The sequence below is a fragment of the Sphingopyxis sp. EG6 genome, from assembly GCF_003609815.1.
Lineage (GTDB): Bacteria > Pseudomonadota > Alphaproteobacteria > Sphingomonadales > Sphingomonadaceae > Sphingopyxis.
The window spans coordinates 2,095,630-2,118,935 of the sequence record NZ_AP017603.1; the positions used below are offsets into that span (position 1 = coordinate 2,095,630).

Below are 23,306 nucleotides of genomic sequence, written 5' to 3' on the forward strand. Positions count from 1 at the left end.
TGAAAGTCATCATATTCAATTTGTGACAGATAAGATTGCCAAATTTACAAATAATAGGAATTTTAACGAAAAATTAACTCGTAAGATAGTGTTGTTATACAAAGGTATAGGTGCCCATACCGAAAATTGCCATTGCAGAATCACCCCCCGAGGTTTGTATTTCCGGGGTCAGTGACAAGGCACGGGCACAGGTCGCCAAAGAGAACCCAGCACGATCACAAGAGCTTGCATTGCTGCTCTGCGCGACATCCGGCGCGGAAATGCAGTGCCGTTCGCCCGTTTCCGCAGCGGCCCCGTACAGGTCGCTGCCGCATGACCAGCGAACATCGAGGTGCAGGGGGCATTAGGCGATGGAATTGAAGCGGAATGACCAGGTCGGCGAAATCGCCACCATAGCACGCGCCATTCCGCCCGGTGCGACCCCTATCCTGCCTGTCGACGGCGTCATCCAGTTGCCGCCCGGAACGCGGCTCGACGCGATCAAGCTGTCGGGCAACGACTTGCTGGTCACCCTGCCCGACGGGCAAGTGCTGGTGATCGTCGATGGCGCGCTGCGCATCCCGCAGATCAAGGTCGGCCCGATCAATATCCCGGCGCCCACCGTCGCGGCGCTGATCGCCGATCAGGAACCCGAACCCGCCGCTGGCCGTCCGCAAAGTTCGGGCGGCAATTTCGCCCAGACGCCGGGCGACATTGGCGACCCCTTTGCGCTCGGCAACCTGCTGCCGCCGACCGAGTTCGGCTTTCCGAAAATTCTCGACCTTGAAGTCATTCCCAACGCACCCGACGACAAGCCCAAGATCTTGATCACCACGCCCGACCAGCAGGTCGGCGTCACCGCCGCGACCGCCGTGGTCTCTGAAGCGGCCTTGGCCGCGCGCGGCGCGGAACCCGCCGGGACAGACCCCGCATCACCGCGCGAATCGACCAGCGGCACGATCCAGATCACGGCGCTCGACCAACCGGCCGTCGTTGCGGTGAATGGCACCGTCGTCACCACGGTCGGACAGGTCATTACGACCCCGCTGGGCCAAGTGACCATCACCAGCATCACCCCGGGACTGATCGGCTACAGCTACACGCTGACCGACAACAGCACCAACCCGACCGCCACCGAAATCGTGACGATCACCGTTACCGACAAAGACGGCGACATCGGTACCGCTACGCTGACGCTGACCATCGAAGACGATGCCCCGATTGCGCGCGCCGACATCGACGACACATTGCCGGGCAGCAACGCACCGCAGGGCGGCAATGTCATCACCGGTGCCGGTACCGCCACGGGTGCGGCGGGTGCCGATTCGCCTGGCGCCGACGGCGCGCTGGTCACCGGCGTGCGCAGCGCCGCCGCCACCGATTTCAGCCCGACCGGGACGCCCGTACAGGGCCAATATGGCCGGCTGGTGATCGCCCCCGACGGCACCTATGCCTATGTCCGGTCGGCGGGAACGCCGGGCGGCGTCGAAGATGTCTTCACCTATCGGCTGACCGACGGCGACGGCGATGTCACGACCGCGACGCTGACGATCCGGATCGGCGACAGCGCGCCCAGCCTGATCCTGCCCGGTGCAGGCGACGACGGCACCTTTGTCGACGAGGCCGGCCTGCCCGAACGCGACGGGGAAAGCCCCGGCTCGCGGGAGGGTGACGGTTCCGATTTCACGTCGGGGGTGATCCAGTTTGCAGCGGGTGACGGGCCGGCGACCATCACCATCAATGGCGTTGCGATTACCGAAGAGGGCCAGGAAATCGAGCTGGCCAACGGCACCTTCTACATCATCGCGATCAACCCGGACTCGATCGAATATTTCTTCTGGCTGACCGACAACACGATCGGCGACAATATGTCGCAATTGATCACCGTCGGCATCACCGACCTGGACGGCGATACCGTATCGGCGAGTTTCGAGATCGACATCATCGACGATGTTCCCGAAGCCGTCGCCGATTTCGACAGCATCCCTGCGGGTACCTTTGGCCCCGCCACCGGCAATGTCATCACCGACGCCGAAAATGACGGTGGACGCGATTTCCCCGGTGCCGACGGTGCAACCGTGTCGTCGGTTTCGGGCAGCGGTGCCCCCTTCGCAGCGGGAACCCCCGTCGCGGGGCTGTACGGTGTCCTGACGCTGAACAGCGACGGCAGCTACAGCTATGTGCGCAATCCCGGCACCCCGGGGGGCGTTTTCGACACCTTTACCTATCGGCTGACCGACGGCGATGGCGATACGTCGACCGCGACGCTGCGGATTGCGATCGGCGATGGCGGCGTCACCCTGTCGCTTCCGACGGGCAACGGCGATGGCCAGCAGGTGTCCGAGGCGGGCCTGCCGACCGGATCGGCGCCGGGCAGCGGCGCCGACACCACCGCAGGGTCGATCACCTTTGCCGCGACCGATGGCGTCAGCACGGTGCGGATCAATGGCGAGACGATTACGGCGGTCGGCCAGACGATCGCGGGCGAGTTCGGCACGCTCACCATCACCGGCATCACGGCGACCTCGATCGAGTATAGCTACACATTGACCGAGGTGACCAGCGGCGACGATGTCATGGAGAATTTCGGCGTCGTGGTCACCGACCTCGACGGCGACGCCGCCAGCGGCACGCTGAGCATCGTGGTCGAGGATGACGTCCCGACCGCGATCGACGATCTGGACTCGCTGCAATCGGGCATCACCAACACCGCTGACGGGAATGTCCTGACGGGCATTGGCGGCGTCGATGCCAACGACAGCGACGGTGAAGCCGATATCGAGGGTGCGGACGGCGCCAGCGTTACCGCCATCGCGTTCGGCGGCGAAAGCGGCGACATCAACGGCTTTACCGTTGGCGCCTATGGCACGCTGCAAATCACGGCGGACGGCAACTATCTCTACACGCTCGACCCCGAGAACCCGGACGTCGCCGGACTCGATGGCGACGACGAGCTGACCGAGACGTTCGAATATGTGATCACCGACGCCGACGGCGACGAAGCGACCGCCACGCTGACCGTGATCATCCGCGGCCGCGACGACATCGTGACGATCAACGGATTGAACCCCGATGGCGCCGAAGCCACGGTGTCGGAAGCCAACCTGGCCGACGGGTCGGCGCCCGACAGCGACGCGCTGCTCCAGCTCGGCAGCTTTACCTTCAGCGCCGCCGATGGCGTCGCCGCGATCACGCTGGCGGGCGAGACGATCGTCGCGGGGCTGGTGATCACCACCGACCTGGGCATCCTGACGATCACCGATTTCGAACCGGTGTTCGATGCGGCGGGCGATGTCGTCGGCGGGACGATCAGCTACAGCTATGAACTCATCGACAACAGCCTGTTGCACAGCGGCCCGACCGACGCCGCGCTGACCGAAAGCTTTGCGATCGAGATCACCGACAGCGATGGCACTGTCGCGGCGGCAACGCTCGACGTCCTGATCCAGGACGACAATCCGGCAGCGGAAGCTGACGAGGGCGACGTCGGTGAAGGCCAGACGCTGGAAGTCGATGCGGCAAGCGGGCTGCTCGCCAACGACATTCCGGGTGCCGATGGCGGCGAAATCCTGGGCGTGCGCGCGGCGGGTGACAATCTGTCGGCGCCAGCGATCAGTGGGGTCGGCGCGGTCATCGTTGGTCTGTACGGCCAACTGACGGTCGCCGCCGATGGCAGCTACGTCTATGTCGCCAATGCGAACATCGTCCCGCCCGACGGCGCCGAGGATGCGTTTGTCTATACGTTGGTCGATGGCGACGGCGACCGATCGACGACGACACTGACCATTCGCCTGAGCGACGCCGGTCTGTCCGCCGAGGCGGTCCAGTTGCAGGTCAACGAAGCCGCGCTTGCCACCGGCAGCAATCCGGACAGCGATGCGGAAACGGTGTTGGGCGATCTCAACGACAATGTCGCGGGGGGCACTGGTCCGCTGGAATTCAGCCTGGTCGGCAATGGCGTGGGTACGCATGGCACCTTCACGCTCAATCCCGACGGCACCTATTTCTACACACTGACCAGCACGGTGGACGGGGTGACCGCGAACAATGGCACCAACCTTGTCGCCGCGGTCGAAACCTTCACCTATAATGTCACCGACGCATTCGGGAACGTCACCCAGAATGTCATCGTCATCGACGTGATCGACGATGTCCCGGTCGCGCGGTCGGCCCCGTCGATTACCGTCGCCGAAGACGCGCCGGCGATCACGGGCAATCTGCTGACCAATGACACGCAGGGCGCCGACGGGGCAACGGTGACGTCGGTGACGATCGGCAGCACCGTCGTGGCGGTCGCCGCAACCGGCATTACCAGTTTCACCAACGCCAACGGCACCTACACCTTCCAGGCCAACGGTGCCTGGAGCTTTGATCCCGTGCCGCAAATCAGCGTGTTCCCGATCCACGCCGATTTCACTTACACGATCACCGACGGCGACGGCGATCAGTCGTCGGCGGTGCAGCAAATGCGCCTTGCCGACGGCAGCCTGCCGACCGCGAGCGGCCCGATCCAACTGACCGTCGACGACCAGCATCTCGAAAGCGGTTCGACGCCGTCGCCGATGCAGCCGGTCACGTCGAGCGGCAACATCGTGTTCACTCCGGGGTCCGATGCCATCGCATCGATCGGCTTTGGCGACATTTCGACACTCGACGGTGGGCTCAGCTGGACGCTGGAATCCGACAACCAGATCATCGGCTGGGACGCCGACGAGAATCCGGTGGTCGTGATCGACCTCAGCCTGTCGGGCAACGTCGCGACGGTGTCCGTCACGCTGCAATATAATTACGATCTGCATCCCGACACGACGATCGACGATCTGGTCGATCTGGGATCGATCGAGGTGGTGGCGACCGACGCCGACGGCGATCAGGTCGCGGGTACGGTCAATATTTCGGTATCGGACGACGTGCCGTCGATTACCGCCTTGTCGCCGACCGCAGGGCTGCTGACGGTCGATGAAACCAACCTCGCGATGAATGCGACTGCCAATTTCGCCAGCCTGTTCAACATCGTTATCGGTGCCGATCAGGACGGCAGCAGCGTCAGCTATACCTTCGAGGTGACAACGGCCACCGGGCTGGTCGACGTCGCCACCGGGTCGAAGATCATCCTGCAGGCGATCGGTAACGTCGTCGAGGGACGGCTGCAGGATTCGCCGTCGACGGTCGCGTTCCGGCTGACCGTCGCCTCCAACGGACAGGCTACGCTCGACCAGATCCGCGCCATCCGTCACCCCGATGCCACCAACCCCGACGATCCGGTAACCTTGTCGCCGACAATCATCCGGCTGACCGCGACGGTGACCGACGGCGACGGCGACCAGGCGTCGGCGCTGGTCGCGATCGGCAGCACGCTGGTGTTCAGGGACGACGGCCCGTCGATCGACGCGACCAACGCCGATACCAACAGCATCACCCTGACGACGCAGGATGCCGATACACGCGGCAGCGCGTTCGACGTCGCGACCGCCAATTTTTCGGCGGCCTTTTCGACTTCGGTGGTCAATTTTGGCGCCGATGGTCCCGCGGATGCGGGCGCGGTCACCTGGACCTATTCCCTTGCGCTGGGCTCGGCGGCCGCGACCTCCGCCCTGACCAGCAACGGCGTGCCGGTCACGCTGGCCCTTGTCTCCGGCGAGATCGTCGGCAGCGCGGCCGGCACGCCCATTTTTTCCATCGCGGTGAACGCCGCCACCGGCGTCGTCACGCTGACCCAATTTGCCGAGATCGACCATCCGTTGCCGGGTTCGGCCATTAACTATGCCGCCCAGCTCGTCGAGCTGGCGGCCAATCTGGTCGAGCTGCGCGGCACCGCGACGATCGTCGATCGCGACGGCGACAGCGTGTCGGACACCGTTGCCGTCGATCTGGGCGGGAATATCCGCTTTGCCGACGACGGTCCGTCGATCACCGCTGGCGGCACAGGATCGACGCTGACCGTCGACGAAAGCGACTTTGCGACCAATGCGACGGTCAATCTGTCGGGGCTGTTTAACGCAACCACCGATTTCGGTGCCGATGGTCCGGGTTTTGTCACCTACGAATTGGGTGTCACCGCCGGAGCGAGCGGCCTCATCGACTCGCTCACCGGCGAGCCGGTTATCCTGTCGATCGAAGGCGGCGTGATCTTTGGCCGCACATCGACGCACGAGGTGTTCCGCATCTCGGTGGCCCCGGGCGGTCTGGTCACCTTCGACCAGTCGCGCGCGATCCTGCACACGCCCGACAGCGGTCCCGATCAGACGAAATTCCTCTCGGGAAGCAATCTGATCACGCTCACCGCCATCGCGACCGACGGCGACGGCGACACGGCGCGCGCGACGGCCGACATTACCGGGCAGTTCGCGATCCGCGACGATGCCCCGCAGGCGGTGCACGACGAGGACAATGTGTCGCGCGACGGCGAGATTTTTGCCGACGGCAATGTGCTGACCGGCATCGGCGGCACCGATGTCAACGGCATGGACGGATCGCCCGACAATGGGGGTGCCGACGGCGGGCTGATCGTGATCGGCGTGGCATTCGGGGCGACGACGGGAACAATCGGCGCTGCCCTCGCGGGTGACTATGGTTCGATCGTGATCGCCGCCGATGGCAGCTATCGTTACGATCTCGACCCCAATGACCCGGCGGTCATCGCGCTCAATTCCAGCGAGACCCTGACCGATACATTCCAGTACACGGTGCGCGACGCCGACGGCGACACGTCGATCGCGACGATCACCATCTCGATCACCGGCGCCAATGATTTCCCGATCGCGCGTGCCGATACCAATTGGGTGCTCGACGGCGTCAGCGGTTCGGACCCCAGCGCGTCGGGCAATGTGCTGCAGGACATCGCGCATCCCGGGGCGCCGTTTGGCAGCTTTGCTGACGTTGCCGACAACGACCCCGATCTGGAGGCGATCACCGTTACCTCGGCTGGTACCTATGTCGGGCTGTACGGTACGCTCGTCATCAATGGCGACGGCAGCTACACCTATACGCTCGACGAGGACAAACCGGTAGTCAACGCGCTCGACAGCGGCCAGACGCTGACCGAAAGCTTTGCCTATACGATCAGCGACGGATCGCTCTCGGTCGGATCGACGCTGACGATCACGGTGTTCGGCACCAACGACGCGCCGACGATCGGTACAGCGATCGCGCGGATTTCCGAAGAAGGGCTGCCGAACGGTCTGCCCGATACGGCGCCGAACGCGACGCTCGATACGACCAACAGCACGACCTTCAGCGGCACGCTGGCGATCGGTGACGCCGACGCGGGCGAGACGCTGACCGCAACGCTCGGCAATCCGGGTGCGGTGCTGACCGCAGGCGGTGTTCCGGTGACCTGGGCCGGGGTCGGCACCGGAACCCTGATCGGTTCGGTCGGCGGATCGGAAGTCATCCGGATTACGCTGGCGTCCAATGGCGCTTACACCGTGACCCTGTCACGCGCGGTTGATCACCCGACCGTCGCGCTCGAAGACCTCAAGGACTTCTTCGTGCCCGTGTCGGCATCCGACGGCACGACGACGACGACCAATGCGTCGGCAATCCAGATCGTGATCGAGGATGACGCGCCGACCGCCACGGGCGAAACCGGATCGTCGTCGCAGCCAATGCAGGATGTGAACACGCTCTTCATCCTCGATTTCAGCGACAGCATCGACGACAGCGAATTGAACATCATGCTGGAGGCGGTCCAAGGCGCGCTTGCGCAGCTGGATAGCGCGGCATCGGGGGCGCTCACGATCAAGTTCGTGATCTTCTCGTCGGGCTCATTCGCCTCAGAGGCGTTTTCGACCGCAGCCGACGCAAACGCCTATCTCGACTCGCTCAACCCGGCGGCAGGCGGCGAACGCCCGTCGCAGGACGACATCGGGTTCAACACCAACTACACCGGCGCGATCCAGACCGCGCTGGCCAACTTCAGCGCCATCCCCGGCGCAAGCAACCAGGTGTTTTTCCTGAGCGACGGCAACCCGAACCAGCAGACGCAGTTCGGTGGCATCCCGCCGATGGTCACCAATTCGCTGACCGCCGCAACGGCAACGGCGTGGAACAATTTCGTCGACAACAACAATGTCAACGTCACCGCGATCGGCATCGACAACAATCCGTTGCAACCGCTCAACATCCAGCGGCTGCGCGACGTCGACCTGAACGCCGCGCCGAACAACGAGCCGATCCTGGTCGACGATTTCGAAGATCTGGTGGCGACCTTGCTGTCGGTGATCGTCCCGTCGGCGGTGTCGGGCGATCTCGACGCGAACGACTTCTTTGGCGCCGATGGCGGACGCCTGCTGTCGATCACCATCGGTTCAACCACCTATACCTGGGATGGCGCGTCAAGCATCGCGGTGTCGAGCGGCGGCAGCATTGCCGGAACGACGCTGAATGCGATCGCCACGCCGATGGGCGGAACCCTCACGCTGAACTTCGCGACGGGCCAGTATAATTACCAGCCGCCGAGCCCGATCACGGTGACCGCGACCGAAGTGTTCAACTATGTCATCACCGACCGCGATGGTGACACCGCGACCGCGAACCTGTCGGTGACCATCACCGCGCTCGCACCGCCGATTGCGGTCGATCTGGACGGCGACGGGGTCGAGTTCGTGTCGAACGCCGCCGGGGTCAGCTTTGACTATAATGGCGACGGCTTCGCCGAAACCACCGCCTGGGTCGGCGCCGACGACGGCCTGCTGGCAATCGACAAAAATGGCGATGGCAAGGTCAACAACGGCGCCGAGCTGGTGTTCGGCGGCGCGGGCCTGTCCGATCTGCAAGGTCTTGCTGCCGCCTATGACAGCAATGGCGATGGCAAGCTCGACGCTGCCGACGCCGATTTCGCAAAATTCGGGATCTGGCAGGATGCCAACAGCAACGGCGTGACCGACGCTGGCGAATTCCGATCGCTGATCAGCGAAGGCATCATCAGCATTTCGCTGACCTCCGACGGAAAGGCTTATACCGCCGCCGACGGACAGGTGCAGGTCAAGGGTGAAGCGCTCTACACCCGCGCCGACGGCACCACGGGCAAGCTTGCCGACGCGGCTTTCGCCACCAATTTTGCCGACCAGCAACGGATCGCCGCGACCAATGGCGCCGCGGGCATTTCGACCGCGATGCTGGTGGCCGGGCTGGCCGCAGCAACACCGCTGGCAGCCCGTCCCCCCGCGACGCCCGACGGCGACAACGCGGTTGCGAACCAGCAGCTCGGGGTATCGAGCGAAGCCGCCGCGCAATCGGATGCCCTGCCCGCTGCCAAGGCCGACGGACTGGTCCACGAATATTTCTCCGGCCCGGCGACCGCTCGCATCGAGCCTGAAAATACCCAGCGGCAGATGGATGAGGATGATCGCCGCGAAGCGCAGAGCGACCCCGCCGATAGCGCGGCGCCCGACCCAAGCTATTCGGAGCTGCTTGCCGGGACCGAGGTCGACCTGCCGCCCGAACCCGCAACGGCAACCGCCGCGAGCGACCAGACGCAGATGGCGCTGCCGCCGCAGGCCGTCGCCGACCCCGCCGCCGCGCAGCTCGACACCATCGTCGCCGCCGCGCTGGAAGGACCGCAAGTCGAACTCGACGCGCTGCTCGGTCCGGCGACGCCAGCCGAACCGGTACTGGCCCGCATCATGCTGGGCGACGGCGGAACGATCGGCGGGATCGGCGACGGCGCATCGGGCCATTCGTTTATCGCCGACCTCGCGCAGCAGCATGTGGTGGTGCAGCTCGAACAAATGGCGTCGGCCGGACACGCCTGAAACACCGGCGGAAAGGCCGAACATTACGAAACACCGGCGCAGGAGAAAGATCACGCAGAAGGATCTTCGACTTCGACCGGATAAAAGCAGGGGACTGAAAATGCCGAAACTTCGTACCGCAGCCTTGTTGCTCACCGCCGTCGCGCTCGTTGCTACGCACGATGCCGGCTGGACCCAGCGGATCGAACTGAAAACCGCGGTGGAAACCGCGGTCCAGACCAACCCCGAGATCAATCAGGCGGTCGAGAACAAGACCGCGATCGAGTTTGAGCGCGAACAGGCGCAGCGGCTGTTCGCCCCGCGCATCTCGGTTGAAGGGTCTGTCGGTATTCGGCGTCTCGAGAACAGCACCCGCCGGGCACTCGGTATCGCCGACAACGAGCTCTATCCGATGGAGGGTTCGCTGAGCGTCGAACAAACGCTGTTCGACGGGGGCGTTCGGCGCAACGAGGTGCGGCGCCAGGCCGCACGGACCGACGGCGCGGCGTTCCGCGTCGAAGAACGCTCGCAGTTCATCGCGCTCCAGGTCACGCGCCAATATCTCGACTATCTGTTGCAGCAGCGGATCGTCGCGGCGTCCGAGGATAATATCGATTTCCACAGCAAGCTGGTGACCGACCTGCGCGAAGGCGTCGCCAAGGGATCGCTGAGCATTGCCGACCAGCAGCAGGCCGAGGAGCGCCAGCAAGCCGCCCGGGCGCGGGTGACCGAAGCCAATCTCGACCTCGTCAACACCTCGGCCTCGTTCCGCACCCTGACCGGGCTCGATCTGGTCGACGGCGCCGCATTGCCGCCCTCGCTTGCGGGTAGCATTCCGGCGACGCTCGAGGATGCGCTGGCCCGCGCCCGCGAGCGCAACCCGCGCGTGCGCGAAGCGCAGGCGGACCTCGACGCCGCCCATTCGCTCGTTCGCAAGGCGAAGGCCGAAATGTCGCCGACGCTGGCGCTGGAAGGCAATGCACGGATCGGCGACGACATCGACGGCTTCCGCGGCGAGACCAATGACCTGCGCGCCGGACTCGTGCTGCGCTGGGACATTTTCAACGGCGGCCTCAAACGGTCGAAGGTGCAGGAGATGCACCGGCGCGAAAAGGAAGCGCGTTATCGGATGGATCAGATGATCCGCGAAGCCGAAGAGGATGTGCGCGTCGCGTGGAACACCTGGGACGCACAGGGCAAGCTGGTGAAGGAGTTGGAAGAGCAGAGCCGGGTTTCGGACGAATTGCTGCGCTCGTATCGCGCCCAGTTCAACGTCGGGCGTCGCTCGCTGCTCGACGTGCTCGACGCACAAAACACCCGCTACAACGTCCAGGTTCGCACCGAGACGGCAAAATTCGCGCAATTCTATTCCGAATTCAAACTGCTTGCCGCGCTCAACGACCTGCTCGCGGCAATGGATGTCCAGCCGCCTGCCGCGGCCGCGGCGACCGCGCGCGAACGCTTCAAGGTCGGGCCGACCCCGGAAATGAATCCTGAAGCGATGCGGGATCCCACATGAACTATCCGGCCGACGCCCGCGGGGCGCGGCGGTCGCGCCAGCCCTCCCCCGCCACGGGTTTTGAAGCATGGCGCAGCACCCCGGCGCAGGGCGACGAATTGCTCGATGCCGTGGCGGCCATCGCGGCGCTATTCGAACGTCCCTTCTCTGACCTGCGCGTCAAAAAGGGGCTCGCGCTCGACGACGACGGCCTGGTGCCGCTCGATCAGCTCGATCACGCCCTCGACGCCGTTGGCCTCCGCTGCCACCTGGTGCGGCGGCCACTTGCGGCGTGGAATGCGCAGGACGTTCCCGCCATCCTGCTGCTGGACGAAGAACGACCGCTGGTCCTGACCGCGATGGACGATGACAGCTGCTGGGTGCGCTTGCCGGGTGCGCGCAGCGACCTGCAAATCGATCGCCGCCTGCTCGACGCCGCCTATTCGGGACAGGGCGTCATCGTCCGCCACGACCCCGCCAGCGAAACGGCGCGCGAACGTCCGTGGGATGAAGCCACGAAACAGCATTGGTTCTGGAGCGAGGTGTGGAAGGAGCGCAGCCAATATGGCTATGTGATGTTCGCATCGCTGCTGATCAATCTGCTCGCCTTTGCGATGCCGTTGTTCACGATGAATGTGTACGACCGCATCATTCCCAACAAGGCGGCGGCCAGCCTCTGGATGTTGGCGCTGGGTGCGCTGTTCGCGATCGCGGTCGAATATGGGCTGCGGCTGGCACGCACCGGGCTGATCGACGAGGTCGGGCGCGGCATCGACGCGCGGCTGTCGCAGCGGCTGCTCGACAAGGTGCTGAACCTGCCGCTGGCGACCCAGCGCGGCAGCACCGGCGCGCTCGCGCGGCGGGTGACCGACTATGAACAGGTTCGCGATTTTTTTGCCTCGACCACCGTCGTGCTGATCACCGACATCCTGTTCCTTGCGGTGTTCGTCGCGCTGATCGCGGTGCTTGGCGGCTGGCTGGCGGTGATCCCGATCGTCGCGATGGCCGTCATGCTCGCGATGGGCTGGGTTTTGCAGCGCCGGATGAGCGCCGCGGTCGCCGACGCACAGGTCGACGCCAGCATGTTGCAGACGACGCTCGTCGAAACGATCGGCAGCCTCGAAACCGTCAAGGCGTGCCGTGCCGAGGGCCGGATGCTCGGCAAATGGCGGCGACTGTCGGCATCCAATGCCTATACGCAGGAAGAAATGCGCAAGCTGACCGCGACCGCGGTCAACCTCGCAACGCTGTGCCAGCAGGCGACCGGTGTCGCGCTGATCATCGGCGGTTTCTACCTGTTCAATGCCGGCAGCATTTCGATGGGGGCGATCATCGCAATCGTGATGCTGGCCAGCCGTTCGCTCGCCCCGGTCGGGCAGCTCGCCTTTCTGATGACGCGCGGACGGCAGGCGTTTGTCACGCTGAACAGCCTGCAACAGCTGATGGATCAGGATGACGAGCGCGACAAGGGCAGCCGTTCGATCACCCCCGAGATCCGCGACGGGCGGCTACAGCTCGACCATGTCAGCTTTCGCTATCCCGATACCGAACGGGAATCGCTCGCCGATGTCAGCCTGGTCATCGAGCCCGGCGAACGCGTCGGCCTGATCGGCCGTGTCGCGTCGGGCAAATCGACGCTCGGCCGCGTGCTGTGCGGCCTGTATGATCCCACCAGCGGCAGCTACCGGATCGACGGCTTGGAAAGCCGCCAATATGATCCGCACGACTTGCGCTCGACGCTGCGTTTCGTCGGCCAGGATGCCGAGCTGTTCAGCGGGACGGTGCGCGAAAATCTGATGGTCGGTGCCAGCGATGCCGACGACGCGGCCATCATCGATGCGGTTCGCCGGTCAGGTGCCGACGAATTCCTGGGCCGCGACACGGCGGGGTTCGATTTTCATATCGGCGAACGCGGGGCGCGGCTGTCGGGCGGGCAACGCAGCTTTCTGGTCCTCGCCCGGGCGCTGATGACCCCGGCGCATCTGTTGTTCCTCGACGAGCCGACCGGTGCGATGGACAGCCAGACCGAAAAGCATTTCGTCGACCACCTGCAAGCCGCGATCCCGTCCACGCAGACACTCATCATCGCGACGCACCGGATGACGGTGCTCGGGTTGGTCGACCGGCTGATCGTCATGGACAACGGTCGGATCGTCGCCGACGGGCCGCGCGACGAAATCCTTGCCCAGCGAGCCGCGTCATGACCGCCGCGACCGCCCGGCGATATGGCACGGTCGCGCAGGACGACAACCGCCGCACCATCATGTGGCTGGTCATCATGGCCGTGGTGGTCACCCTTCTGACCTCGCGGACGATGTGGGCGCATGTGGCCGACTTTGTTGGCGGCGACGTGCCTGAAACCGCCTACAGCCGCCCCGACGCGCCGGTAATTACCGATCCCGAAATGGTGCGGCTCATCAAGCTGACCGAAGACCCCGCGGCAACGCCGATCCAGGCGCCCGAAACGGCGATGACGCGCAATCAGGCAATCCCCTTCTCCACCGGCCCGGTGGCGTCGGCGCGGCCGTTCCACCCGGTAACGGTCGATCAAAGGGCGGCGCTGACGGCGCTGCGCTGCCTGACCCAGGCGGTCTATTTCGAGGCAGCTTACGAACCGATTGCCGGGCGGCGGGCGGTGGCGCAGGTGGTCATCAACCGCGCGCTGCACCCTGCTTTTCCGAAATCGATCTGCGGCGTCGTCTATCAGGGCGTCAATCGCCCGGTGTGCCAGTTCAGCTTCACCTGCGACGGGTCGCTCAATCGGCGCCCCAACCCGGCGAAATGGCAAGAGGCCGAGGATGTCGCGCGCGCCGCGCTCGCGGGCTATGTCGAACCTTCGGTCGGTCATGCGACCCACTATCACGCCAATTATGTGTCGCCCTATTGGGCGCCGAAGCTGGTCAAGATCGCGCAGCTGGGTGCGCATATCTTTTATCGCTGGCCCGGCAAATGGGGCACGCCGGGGGCGTTTTCGGGTCGCTACAGCGGCGTTGAAGCGATCCCGACGATCCTCGCGCGCAGCGCGGTGGTGCGGCAGCGCGATGGCAGCAACGGGCAAGGCCTGATCCAGGCATCGTCGGGCAACACGCTGGAAGCCTTGCAGGATCGCCGCGCCGACAACGACGCCGGTGGTCGGCTCGACCCGTCGCTCGGCTGGGAATTGGCGATCCCCGAACCCGAAGAAACTAGCCGCGCCTCGCGCATGATGGCGCGCCAGCAAGGCGGCGAGTTTGACGTCGCCACAAAGGAGAGCGGAAAATGATCAGATCGCGGCCCTATGTCGGCACGCGCCGGATCATCCTGGCGTCCGGGGTCGGGATGTTCGTCTTCGTCAGCTGGGCCAGCTTTGCGCAGGTCGACGAAGTCACTCGCGGTCAGGGGCGGGTTATCCCGTCGAGCAAGGCGCAGATCGTCCAGTCTGCCGAACCTGCAACGATTTTGGACATTGTCGTGCGATCGGGGCAAGCGGTTCGCAAGGGCCAGTTGCTAGTCCGCCTTGATGACACCGAATCCTCATCGCAGCTCGGCCAGATCGAAGCCGAAAACCGCTCGCTGGCGGCGCGTGCGGCGCGCCTCGGCCGCGAGGGCAATGGCGGGGCGGCGGCCGACTGCACCCCGAACGCGAGCGGCGTCAGGCCCGCCGAATGCAGCCAGGAAGCCGATTTGCAATCGGTGCGCGCCGCGACCCAGCGCAGTCGCCGGATGGCGCTGAACGCTGCGGTCGAGCAGCGACGCCGCGATTATGGCGAGGCGCAGGCGACGATCGCCTCGCTGCGGTCCAGCCTGTCGCTGGCGCAGAATCAGGTCGACCTGCTGGCGCCGCTCGCCGCCAAATCGATCGTCCCGCAGACCGAGCTGCTCAATGCCCAGCGTGAGGTGACCGAGGTGCGCGGCAAGCTCGCCGCCGCCGAACAGGCCGCGTCGCGCGCCGCCGCGGCGATCAGCGAAGCGCAGGCGCAGGTATCCGCCGCCGGGTTGGAGTTCCGCCAGGAGGCGCTCGACGAACGCAACCAGATCGTCGCCAAGATGGCGGTCAATTCGGAATCGCTGCGTGGTGCCGCGGGGCGCCAGCAGCGCAGCGAAATCCGCTCGCCCGCCAACGGCATCGTCAACGACGTTCAGGTCACCACGGTGGGCGGCTTCGTGCAGGCGGGGCAAAAGATCATGCAAGTCGTCCCGGTCGGCGACAAATTGCTGGTCGAGGCGCGCGTCGCACCGCGTGACATCGCTTTCATCAAGGTCAACGACCGCGCCAATGTGAAAGTCACGGCGTATGATTTTGCGGTCTATGGCGGCCTGTCAGGGCGCGTCGTGCAGATTTCGCCCGACAGCCTGTACGACGAGGCGACGAAGGAAGCCTATTTCACCGTCGTGGTCGAAACCGACGTCGCCTATCTGAAAAATGGCCGCCGCCAGTTACCGATCACGCCGGGGATGGTGTGCGACGTCGAGGTGCTGACGGGCAAGAAGAGCATCTTGAGCTATTTGTTCAAGCCGTTCCTGCGCGCCCGGTCGGAAGCATTTACCGAACGCTGAGCGCGCTCTAGGCGGCCAAAAAAGGGGCGCTGCGGCCGTCGCCGCAGCGCCCCTTTGCATGTCGGCGCGGTGGCGGGCCGCGTCAGGCAGCGCGCCCGGCCAACGGCGGCGGCCTAATCGGTGCGCGAACGGGCCTTACCTCGCGGAGATTTAGCTGCACCGGCTCCCCCAGGCCATTCTTGACCCCCCAGGTTGCCGCTTGGGTGCGGTTCTCCACCCCCAACTTGCGCAGGATCGCCTTGACGTGGACCTTGACGGTGGCTTCGCAGATGCCGAATTGCCGCGCGATCACCTTGTTGGCCATCCCGGCCATGATGCTTTCCAGAATCTCGATCTCGCGGTCGGACAGTCCCACCGATGCCGCGCTGCTTTTCCAGTCGCCGCCGAGCGCGGCGGGCACCCAGCTGGTCAGATTGTTCACCAGCTGCGACGGAAAGACCTTTTCGCCCAGTGCCACCAGCTTGATCGATTCGACCAGCGGTGCGCACAGAATTTCCTTGATGATCACGGCATCGACGCCAATCTGAAACGCTTCGACCACATCTTCAAAGACATAATGGTCGAACAGCAACGCCAAGCGCGCATGATCTTTTTTCACGACGAGCCGACGACAGGCATCAAGGCCATAGCCGGTATCGCCGCCGTCGACGACGATGACGTGGCAATCGACGTCGTCCGCGATCCATCCTTGCGGGTCGAACAACGCCGAAGCATCGGACACCGATGCCTGGATTTGAAAGCTTTCGCCGGAAAGGATGTTGCGTAACCCTTCCCTCGCGATTTCATATTTCGCTAGAAGCGAAATCTTGATCAACTGCGACATTTCCGCCTCCCCTGAACTCTCAGTCAAGGCGACCCAACTTGTCTGGACTTCGGTCTAAAACCCAAATTCCCTTTGATCTTCATCGCGGCGGACCCCTCCCCACGTTGAATATGTTAACCTTTTAGTTTGGTTATCCAATAACTACCCTAAAGGTTATACAACTAAATGACAGAATCTACGAGGATTTTGATACATACCCACAAAGAGGTATGGTCGATTCCGGCGGCGCCAGCGGGAGCTTGCCCCTCGTCGACGACCGAGCGTGCTTAATCGCATCAAATGCAGCACTTTAAGTGTGCATCCCGGAATCGCAGATTTGCTAGCCTTTCGGGTGATGCCTGCTGCCCGGTCCGGCCAAAATTTGGCCGCAACCCCTAACAATTCTGGTTAATCGACGATCGTCAATCGAGAAAGAATCCGATTCGAATGTATCGCCCGCCGCGAGTCGTTGCCGATTCGATGCTGCCAATCTGGCGGCATTTTGGCTCTGTCACAGAAGCTTTTGAAATTCGGCGCTTTGCCGCCGATTGGGCCGATCCCGGCGATCATTTGGTTCCGCGCGATGCCAGGCGCCCGAACAATCGGGGCAGCGCATTGCCGATCGAAACATGCGCCAAAGCGAGCTTGACGCTGGGAGCCGGCAGCAACGCAGTCTTGAAAGACGGACGCCCATTCGCGGCGCGGGCAGCGCTGGCGAAAGCCGTCGCCGACACCTTTGGCGCCGCCACTGCGGCCATCACAACGGGCGCGGCGGCGTCGCGATAGCCGTGGATCCAGCGGCGGTCGCCGCTGAACGACATGATCGGGCGCACCGCATTGGCCTGGCGCCCGTCGTAGATACGGTCGGTCATATTATCGAGGACGACCCAGCCCGCCTGCGACCGCACCATCAGAAAGGCATGATCGGCGTTGATCGCGAGGTCGCGCAGCAGGACAAGTTTCATGCGGTCGCCGTCGATGCCCGCCGCGCGCAGCATGTGCATTTTCAGGATCGCATAATCTTCGCAATCACCGCTGCCCCGCGCGACCGTTTCATCGGCGGTCGCCCAAAAGTCGCGCTGCCGATAATTGCGCTCGTCGTCGGCATAGGCGATCTGGCGATTGACCCACAGGTTGATCCGTTCGAGCGTCGTCGCCTCGCCTAGCCCCGGCGTCACCGCAGCGCGATCGAGCTGCGCCTGCATCAGCCGCACGGCGGGAGCGCGGCGGACGCGCGCCCAGCGATCGTCAAAGCGCGTCGTATCGACGGGAATGGCGAGCGTCCCAAGCTCGCTGTCGGGGTCCGGAGCAGCCGTCGCCAGCACCGCAACGGGCGCGGTGCAATCGACCCGCACCGACACGGCCGCCGGGCGATCGGCATTGAACAGGCGGTCGGCGCCCCGCGAAATCGCGTGGACGACCATTGGATTGGTGGGCGCCGGAGCGGCATCGACCGTCGGCACCGGTTGTTCCTGGCTCATCCGGATCCGTTCGAGCGCGCTTGGCGCCTCCGGTTCGAACGGGGCGACGGCGGCGAAGGTCGACGTCGTCGATGGCGGGGCGACAGCGGCTTGGCAGCTATCACCGATCGCAAATGACTTGGCATTGGCCATCTTCATCGCGGTCGCGTCGGTCGCTGCATGCGCCGTCGCGGGCACCATTGCGGCAAGCGAGAGCGCTGCAACGCTGGCGATGGTTGAAGGATGGAGCCGCGCGAACATAGCGCGAGGCATGCCGAAGCGACGTGAGAATATGCTTCAGCAACATGGTTAACGACGCGTTTAGGAAAGAGCCGCCGCTATGCCGCTACGCCCGATCGATCAGCGAGCCTGCTGCGCGGCCAGCACGCGCAACACATTGCCGCTCCACATTTTTTCGATTTCGGCGTCCGAATAACCCGCGGCCTTCAGCCGCTCGGTGACCTTGGGCAGCGCTGAAATATCCTCGATCCCCTTCAGCCCGCCGCCGCCGTCCCAGTCGGCGCCGAAGCAGATATGGTCCACGCCGCCGACCTCGATCGCGCGCAACACCATTGCCATATATTTCTCGAAATCGGCCGCCCACAGCGGCTCGGTCTTGTCGAGTTCGCGCCATTTGCGGTTGAGCTCGGCCTGCTCGGCGGGCGACAGACTGCCGATGCGTTCATATTGGCCGAATAAATCGCCGCGCGCCGGGGTCATGTTCATGTCCGACATGAAAATCGTCGAGATGCACATCGCGCCGCCCTTTGCGGCCAGCGCTTTCAGACGGCCCTCGTCCAGGTTGCGCGGATGGTTGTTGGTCGAGCGCAGGCTCGAATGCGACAGGATGATCGGATATTTCGACAGCACCAGCAACTGGTCGAACGCCGCGTCCGACGCATGGCTCGCGTCGATGATAATGCCAAGACGGTTCATCTCTGCCACCCACTGCCTGCCCAGCGGGCTGAGCCCCTTCCAGCGCGCCTCGCCCGTCGCGCTGTCGGCGAACTGGTTGGTCCTGCTATGCACTGGCCCCGCCATGCGGACGCCCTTTTGGTGGAACTCGGCGAGCAGCGCGACGTCTTCGCCCAGCGGATAGCTGTTCTCCATCGACTTATAGGCGATCAGCTTGCCTGCCTTGGTCAGCGTCCGTGCGTCGGCTGCGGTGCGTGCGGCATCGATCACATCGCTATGCTTGGTGATCGTCGCGTCGATCAGGTCCGAGCGCGCCCGCGCAAAGGCCAGCGCGTCGGCATAGCCCTTGGCATCGAGCGCGCCCTGCTCGGTGTAGATGACGAAAAAGCCGCCATCGAGGTTGCCGTCCTTCATCCGCGGAATGTCGAGCTGGACCATATCGTCGGTCAGGCCGTGGCGGTCGGCGAAGCTCCACCCCTGCCGCTCGAAATGCAGCGGGGTGTCGAGGTGGGTGTCGAGCACGAGCATCCGGCTGTGCAGCGGCGCTTCGGGCGCCTTCACCGCTTGCTCGCCGGTCGAGCACGCCGACAGTGCCGTGGCGGCAAGCAGGATCGCAAGGTGCTTCACTTCTTGTCCTCCACCGGTTTCAGGTCGAGATCATGATAGTCCCAGCTGAAATCGGCAATCTTGCTCACCGCCTTCATCGTCACCCCCGTGATCTTGCCCTCGGCATCGAGCGCGAAGGTCACATAGGCGGGTTCGATCGCCGGATCATCGAAATCGGTGACGAAGCTGTCATATTGCCAATGTTTCAGCCGTCCCGCCATTCGCGGCGTCGAGGTAAAGTCGATCGTCAGTCCGGTCGTTGCCGAACCGATCACCACATCGCCATACCAGGGATCGCGGTAGCGCCCGGCATAGCCCGCCAGCGAAAGCGAGGGACTGCTCTTCGCTGGCGATGCCTGCGTCTGTTTCAGATATTCGACGCCGCCCGCGAGCCGCGATTGGTACCAATCCTCCCATTTCGCGATCCAGCCATAGTCAGGTTGATCGAGATAATGGTCGAGCAGGTCATAATAGAGGCCGAGGAGCATGCCGCTGTCTTCGCTGTTCATCATGATCGCAAAGCCGACATTTTTGTCGGGGATCATCACGACGCGGGTGATCGATCCGAACACCCCGCCGCTGTGCTGAACGATACGGTGGCCGCGATAATCCTGCACCTGCCAGCCCAAGGCATAGGCTTGCTGGTTCGGCTGCGCCGGTTTCAGGCTGTCGGGCAGCGGGGTGATCGGCATCGGGGTGACCGGTGCCCACATCTCTTTGGCCTGCGCTTCGCTGAACAGCCGCTTGCCATTGGGTAACGCGCCATAAGCGAGCTGGATCTTGAGCCACGCGGCCATGTCATCGGCGCTGAGCGCCAGTCCGCCAGCGGGCGCGCCGTTGCGGCCGAGTTCGTCGCGTTCGTTCAGCGCCTGCTGCGGCCCAAGACCGCGCAGCGGCCCAGACAGACGCGCGTGCGGCCATGACCGGTTGGCGATGCGGAAACGGTCCTCGCTGTCGGTCGTCCCGTCGTTCATGCCGCCGGGGCGCAGCAGGCGGTCGCGCATGAACACTTCCCACGTCTGGCCGGTGACCTCCTCGATCAACTGCCCCGCCACCGCATAGAGGATATTGTCATAGGCGTAGGCCGAACGGAAACTGGTCTGCGGCTTGAGGTAGGCGACGCGCTCGACGGTTTGCTTGCGCGTGAGATTGGTGCGCGGCACGAACATCAGATCGCCCTGCCCCAGCCCCAGCCCGCTGCGGTGGACGAGCAGGTCGCGAATCGTGATCTCGCGCGTCACCCACGCGTCGTGCATGCGAAACCACGGCATGTGCTTGATCACCGGATCGTCCCACGCAATCTTGCCCTCGTCGACCAGAATCGCGAGCGCTGCGGCGGTCATCGCCTTGCCGGTCGATCCGGTCTGGAACAGCGTCTGTTTGTCGACCGGTGTGCGCTCGCCAAGCTTGCGAACGCCCCAGCCGCGCGAGAGCGTCGTCTTGCCGTCCTCGACGATCGCGATCGATACGCCGGGGGCGCCGATCTTCAGGCGCAAGGTTTCGACCGTTTCCACAATGTCCTTCGGCGGTTCGGCCCAAGCGGGCGCCGCAACCGACAGCATCAATGACAGAGCAAGCAGGCGGACGGCTTTCATGGGACTGTCTCCATTCGAACGGGAGCGGGGCGCAGCAGGCACCAGAGGCCGATGGTGAGCAGCGGCGCGACAAAGACGATCAGGAACAGCCAGGCGAGGAAGCGATAACCGCTGGCGATCAGATCGACGAGGCCGATGCGCGCCGCGACGAACATGCAGCCAACTAAAATGACGCCGCCGATCGCGGCGCGCGCGCCGGTGCCGAGCGGTGGGCGGCCGCGCGCCTCGACGACCCCCGACACGCGTTCGTTGATGGCATGGATCGCGCCGACCCCGCTTTCGAGCAGCGCCGCAAAGATCATCAGCTGGAACAGGATATGGAACCCCGGCACCGCCATTTGGCGCAGCAGGAAATCGGACGGCAAGGTCTCGGCACCGATCGCGGGGTAGAATGCCATCATCGCGACAAAGAACAGGATCGCGGGCAGCATCGTCAGCGGTCCCGCGATGATCCCCGCCACCACCGCATCGCGCTGGCTGGTCAGATGACGCAGCACCGGCAGGATAATCACGGCGCCGACGATATTGTAACTGGCGTAGGTCAGCCCGCCGGCGACCCAATTGCCCGACGGCGGCGGCGCATTAGCGAACCCTTCTGCGATCAATCCGCCGAAGCTGGTCAGCGCAAAGATCAGGAACAGCGCATAAACCGCGTAGATCAGCATCGAGGCATATTTGAACAGCGTCTCAACAGTGTCGGTACCGAACGCCGTGAAAGCAACGATGCTGACCGCCAGCACGATGGACCCGGCAAGTTCGGGCCAGCCAAAGGTCGCCGCGCCGATCGCGCCTGCCGCGGCGCCGAACACGGCGAGGATGAGGATCACGAAGACCAGATAGGCCAGCTCGAACGCGATCCAGCCCGGCCCCAGAAGCCGCTGAAAAAACGCTCGATAGTCATAGGCGCCCATTTTCCGGGCGAGCGCAAATGTGACCGCCGCAACGACGCTCCAGATCAGCGTCGCGAGCAGCATCGCCGACAGCCCGCCCCACGGCCCCGACGGCACGAAATATTCGGCAAGCTCGCGCCCGGTGGCATAGCCGCCGCCGATGATCACCGCCTTCAGCGCCAGTCCGGGCAGCAGGAAGCGCTGGAACCAGCTCGACCTGCTGCCCGTCGCGCCCACACTCACGCGAGGATATTTTCGACGAGCGCGTCGAAGGAAGCGCCGCCACGGATCGGGTCGGTCACGGGCAGACCCAGCCGCTCGCGCTCCGCCGCCATCAGCGCTTCGGCAGCGTCGGCGTCATAGCTCGATGTATTGAGGCTGACCCCGCCGCAGCGGATCGCCGGGTTGGTGCGGCTGCCGAGACGGATCGTCAGGTCGATGACCTCCTCGATCGAGGGCAGCGCAAAGCTTTCCATGCCGAGGATCACCTTGCGTGTCGGATCGTGGCAGACGACGAACACATCGGGCTGGCTGCCGTGGAGCAGGCCCAAGGACACCGCGGCATAGGCGGGGTTAAAGATCGACCCCTGTCCTTCGATCAAGTCCCAATGGTCGGCGGGCGCATCGGGGCTCAGAATCTCCGCAGCGCCTGCCTCGAAATCCGACACGACAGCATCCATCGGCATACCGCCGCCCGCAATCATGATGCCGGTCTGGCCTGTCGCGCGGAAATCGGCATCGATGCCGCGTTCGACAAAGGCGCGGTGCAGCGCCAGCGCGGTATATTTCTTGCCGAGCGCGCAGTCGGTGCCGACGGTCAGCAGCCGCTTGCCGCTGCGCTTGCGACCATTGCCGATCGGGATCGACGGCGGCGGCGTGCGCACATCGATCAGCCGCTGGCCGGTGCGTTTCGCCGCCTCGGCCAGCGCGGGCAGGCTCGCCAGCCGGACGTGCAGCCCGCTGACGATGTCGAGCCCCGCCTCCATCGCCTCGACCAGCGCGACGATCCAGCTGTCGCCGATCACCCCGCCCTGGTTAGCGACCCCGATCACCAGCGACCGCGCCCCCGCCGCCCGCGCCTCGGCCGGCGACATCGGCGGCAGGCCGGTGGTGACGGTGCAGCCGCCGATCGCCAGCTCGCCGACGCAGCGATCCGCGGCCCAGTCGGCCAGACCAAAGGCGGTCTTGGCATAACCCGCCTCGGTCGTGTCGCCGAGGAACAGCAGATAGGGGCTAGGGAGCGAATGCCCACCGGCGCGGACTTTCATCCCTTCCGTCACAAGAACGTCCT

The 23,306-nt window shown here is 64.5% G+C and carries 11 protein-coding genes; 5 read left to right on the plus strand and 6 right to left on the minus strand.

What is annotated here, in order from left to right; translation table 11 throughout:
- Nucleotides 1–356 precede the first annotated feature (356 nt).
- The 5 genes from SPYCW_RS10275 (at nucleotide 357) to SPYCW_RS10295 (ending at nucleotide 15,747) form a co-directional block, all read left to right on the plus strand.
- Complete coding sequence (locus tag SPYCW_RS10275) at nucleotides 357–9,734, plus strand: DUF5801 repeats-in-toxin domain-containing protein (protein WP_145985975.1); 9,378 nt, start codon at nucleotides 357–359, stop codon at nucleotides 9,732–9,734.
- A gap of 100 nt (nucleotides 9,735–9,834) precedes the next feature.
- Nucleotides 9,835–11,232: a TolC family outer membrane protein gene (locus SPYCW_RS10280; protein WP_120216692.1), complete on the plus strand. Its 1,398-nt coding sequence runs from the start codon at nucleotides 9,835–9,837 to the stop codon at nucleotides 11,230–11,232.
- Nucleotides 11,229–13,415, plus strand: a complete 2,187-nt coding sequence (locus SPYCW_RS10285) for a type I secretion system permease/ATPase (RefSeq protein ID WP_120216693.1) — start codon at nucleotides 11,229–11,231, stop codon at nucleotides 13,413–13,415. Before SPYCW_RS10280 ends, SPYCW_RS10285 begins: the two co-directional genes overlap by 4 nt.
- Nucleotides 13,412–14,473, plus strand: coding sequence for a cell wall hydrolase (locus SPYCW_RS10290; RefSeq protein ID WP_120216694.1), 1,062 nt, complete (start codon nucleotides 13,412–13,414; stop codon nucleotides 14,471–14,473). Before SPYCW_RS10285 ends, SPYCW_RS10290 begins: the two co-directional genes overlap by 4 nt.
- A complete protein-coding gene (locus SPYCW_RS10295; protein ID WP_120216695.1) occupies nucleotides 14,470–15,747 on the plus strand; it encodes an HlyD family type I secretion periplasmic adaptor subunit in 1,278 nt (425 codons plus the stop codon). The genes SPYCW_RS10290 and SPYCW_RS10295 overlap by 4 nt, the downstream gene beginning before the upstream one ends.
- An 82-nt stretch (nucleotides 15,748–15,829) precedes the next feature.
- Here the strand turns inward: SPYCW_RS10295 and SPYCW_RS10300 are convergent, their stop codons facing one another.
- The 6 genes from SPYCW_RS10300 to SPYCW_RS10325 form a co-directional block, all read right to left on the minus strand.
- Nucleotides 15,830–16,570, minus strand: a complete 741-nt coding sequence (locus SPYCW_RS10300; RefSeq protein WP_120216696.1) for a response regulator transcription factor — start codon at nucleotides 16,568–16,570, stop codon at nucleotides 15,830–15,832.
- A gap of 545 nt (nucleotides 16,571–17,115) precedes the next feature.
- Complete coding sequence (locus tag SPYCW_RS10305) at nucleotides 17,116–18,282, minus strand: transglutaminase-like cysteine peptidase (protein ID WP_120216697.1); 1,167 nt, start codon at nucleotides 18,280–18,282, stop codon at nucleotides 17,116–17,118.
- Nucleotides 18,283–18,369: 87 nt separating this feature from the next.
- Complete coding sequence (locus tag SPYCW_RS10310) at nucleotides 18,370–19,551, minus strand: dipeptidase (protein WP_120216698.1); 1,182 nt, start codon at nucleotides 19,549–19,551, stop codon at nucleotides 18,370–18,372.
- Nucleotides 19,548–21,125 (minus strand): serine hydrolase, encoded by a 1,578-nt coding sequence (locus SPYCW_RS10315; protein WP_120216699.1) that lies wholly within the window; start codon nucleotides 21,123–21,125, stop codon nucleotides 19,548–19,550. The genes SPYCW_RS10310 and SPYCW_RS10315 overlap by 4 nt, the downstream gene beginning before the upstream one ends.
- Nucleotides 21,122–22,258 carry a YkvI family membrane protein gene (locus tag SPYCW_RS10320; protein ID WP_120216700.1) on the minus strand — a complete coding sequence of 379 codons (1,137 nt, stop codon included), beginning with the start codon at nucleotides 22,256–22,258 and terminating at the stop codon, nucleotides 21,122–21,124. The genes SPYCW_RS10315 and SPYCW_RS10320 overlap by 4 nt, the downstream gene beginning before the upstream one ends.
- Entirely contained in the window at nucleotides 22,255–23,283 is a 1,029-nt protein-coding gene (locus SPYCW_RS10325) for a DUF1611 domain-containing protein (protein ID WP_120218240.1), read from the minus strand. Before SPYCW_RS10325 ends, SPYCW_RS10320 begins: the two co-directional genes overlap by 4 nt.
- Nucleotides 23,284–23,306 lie beyond the last annotated feature (23 nt).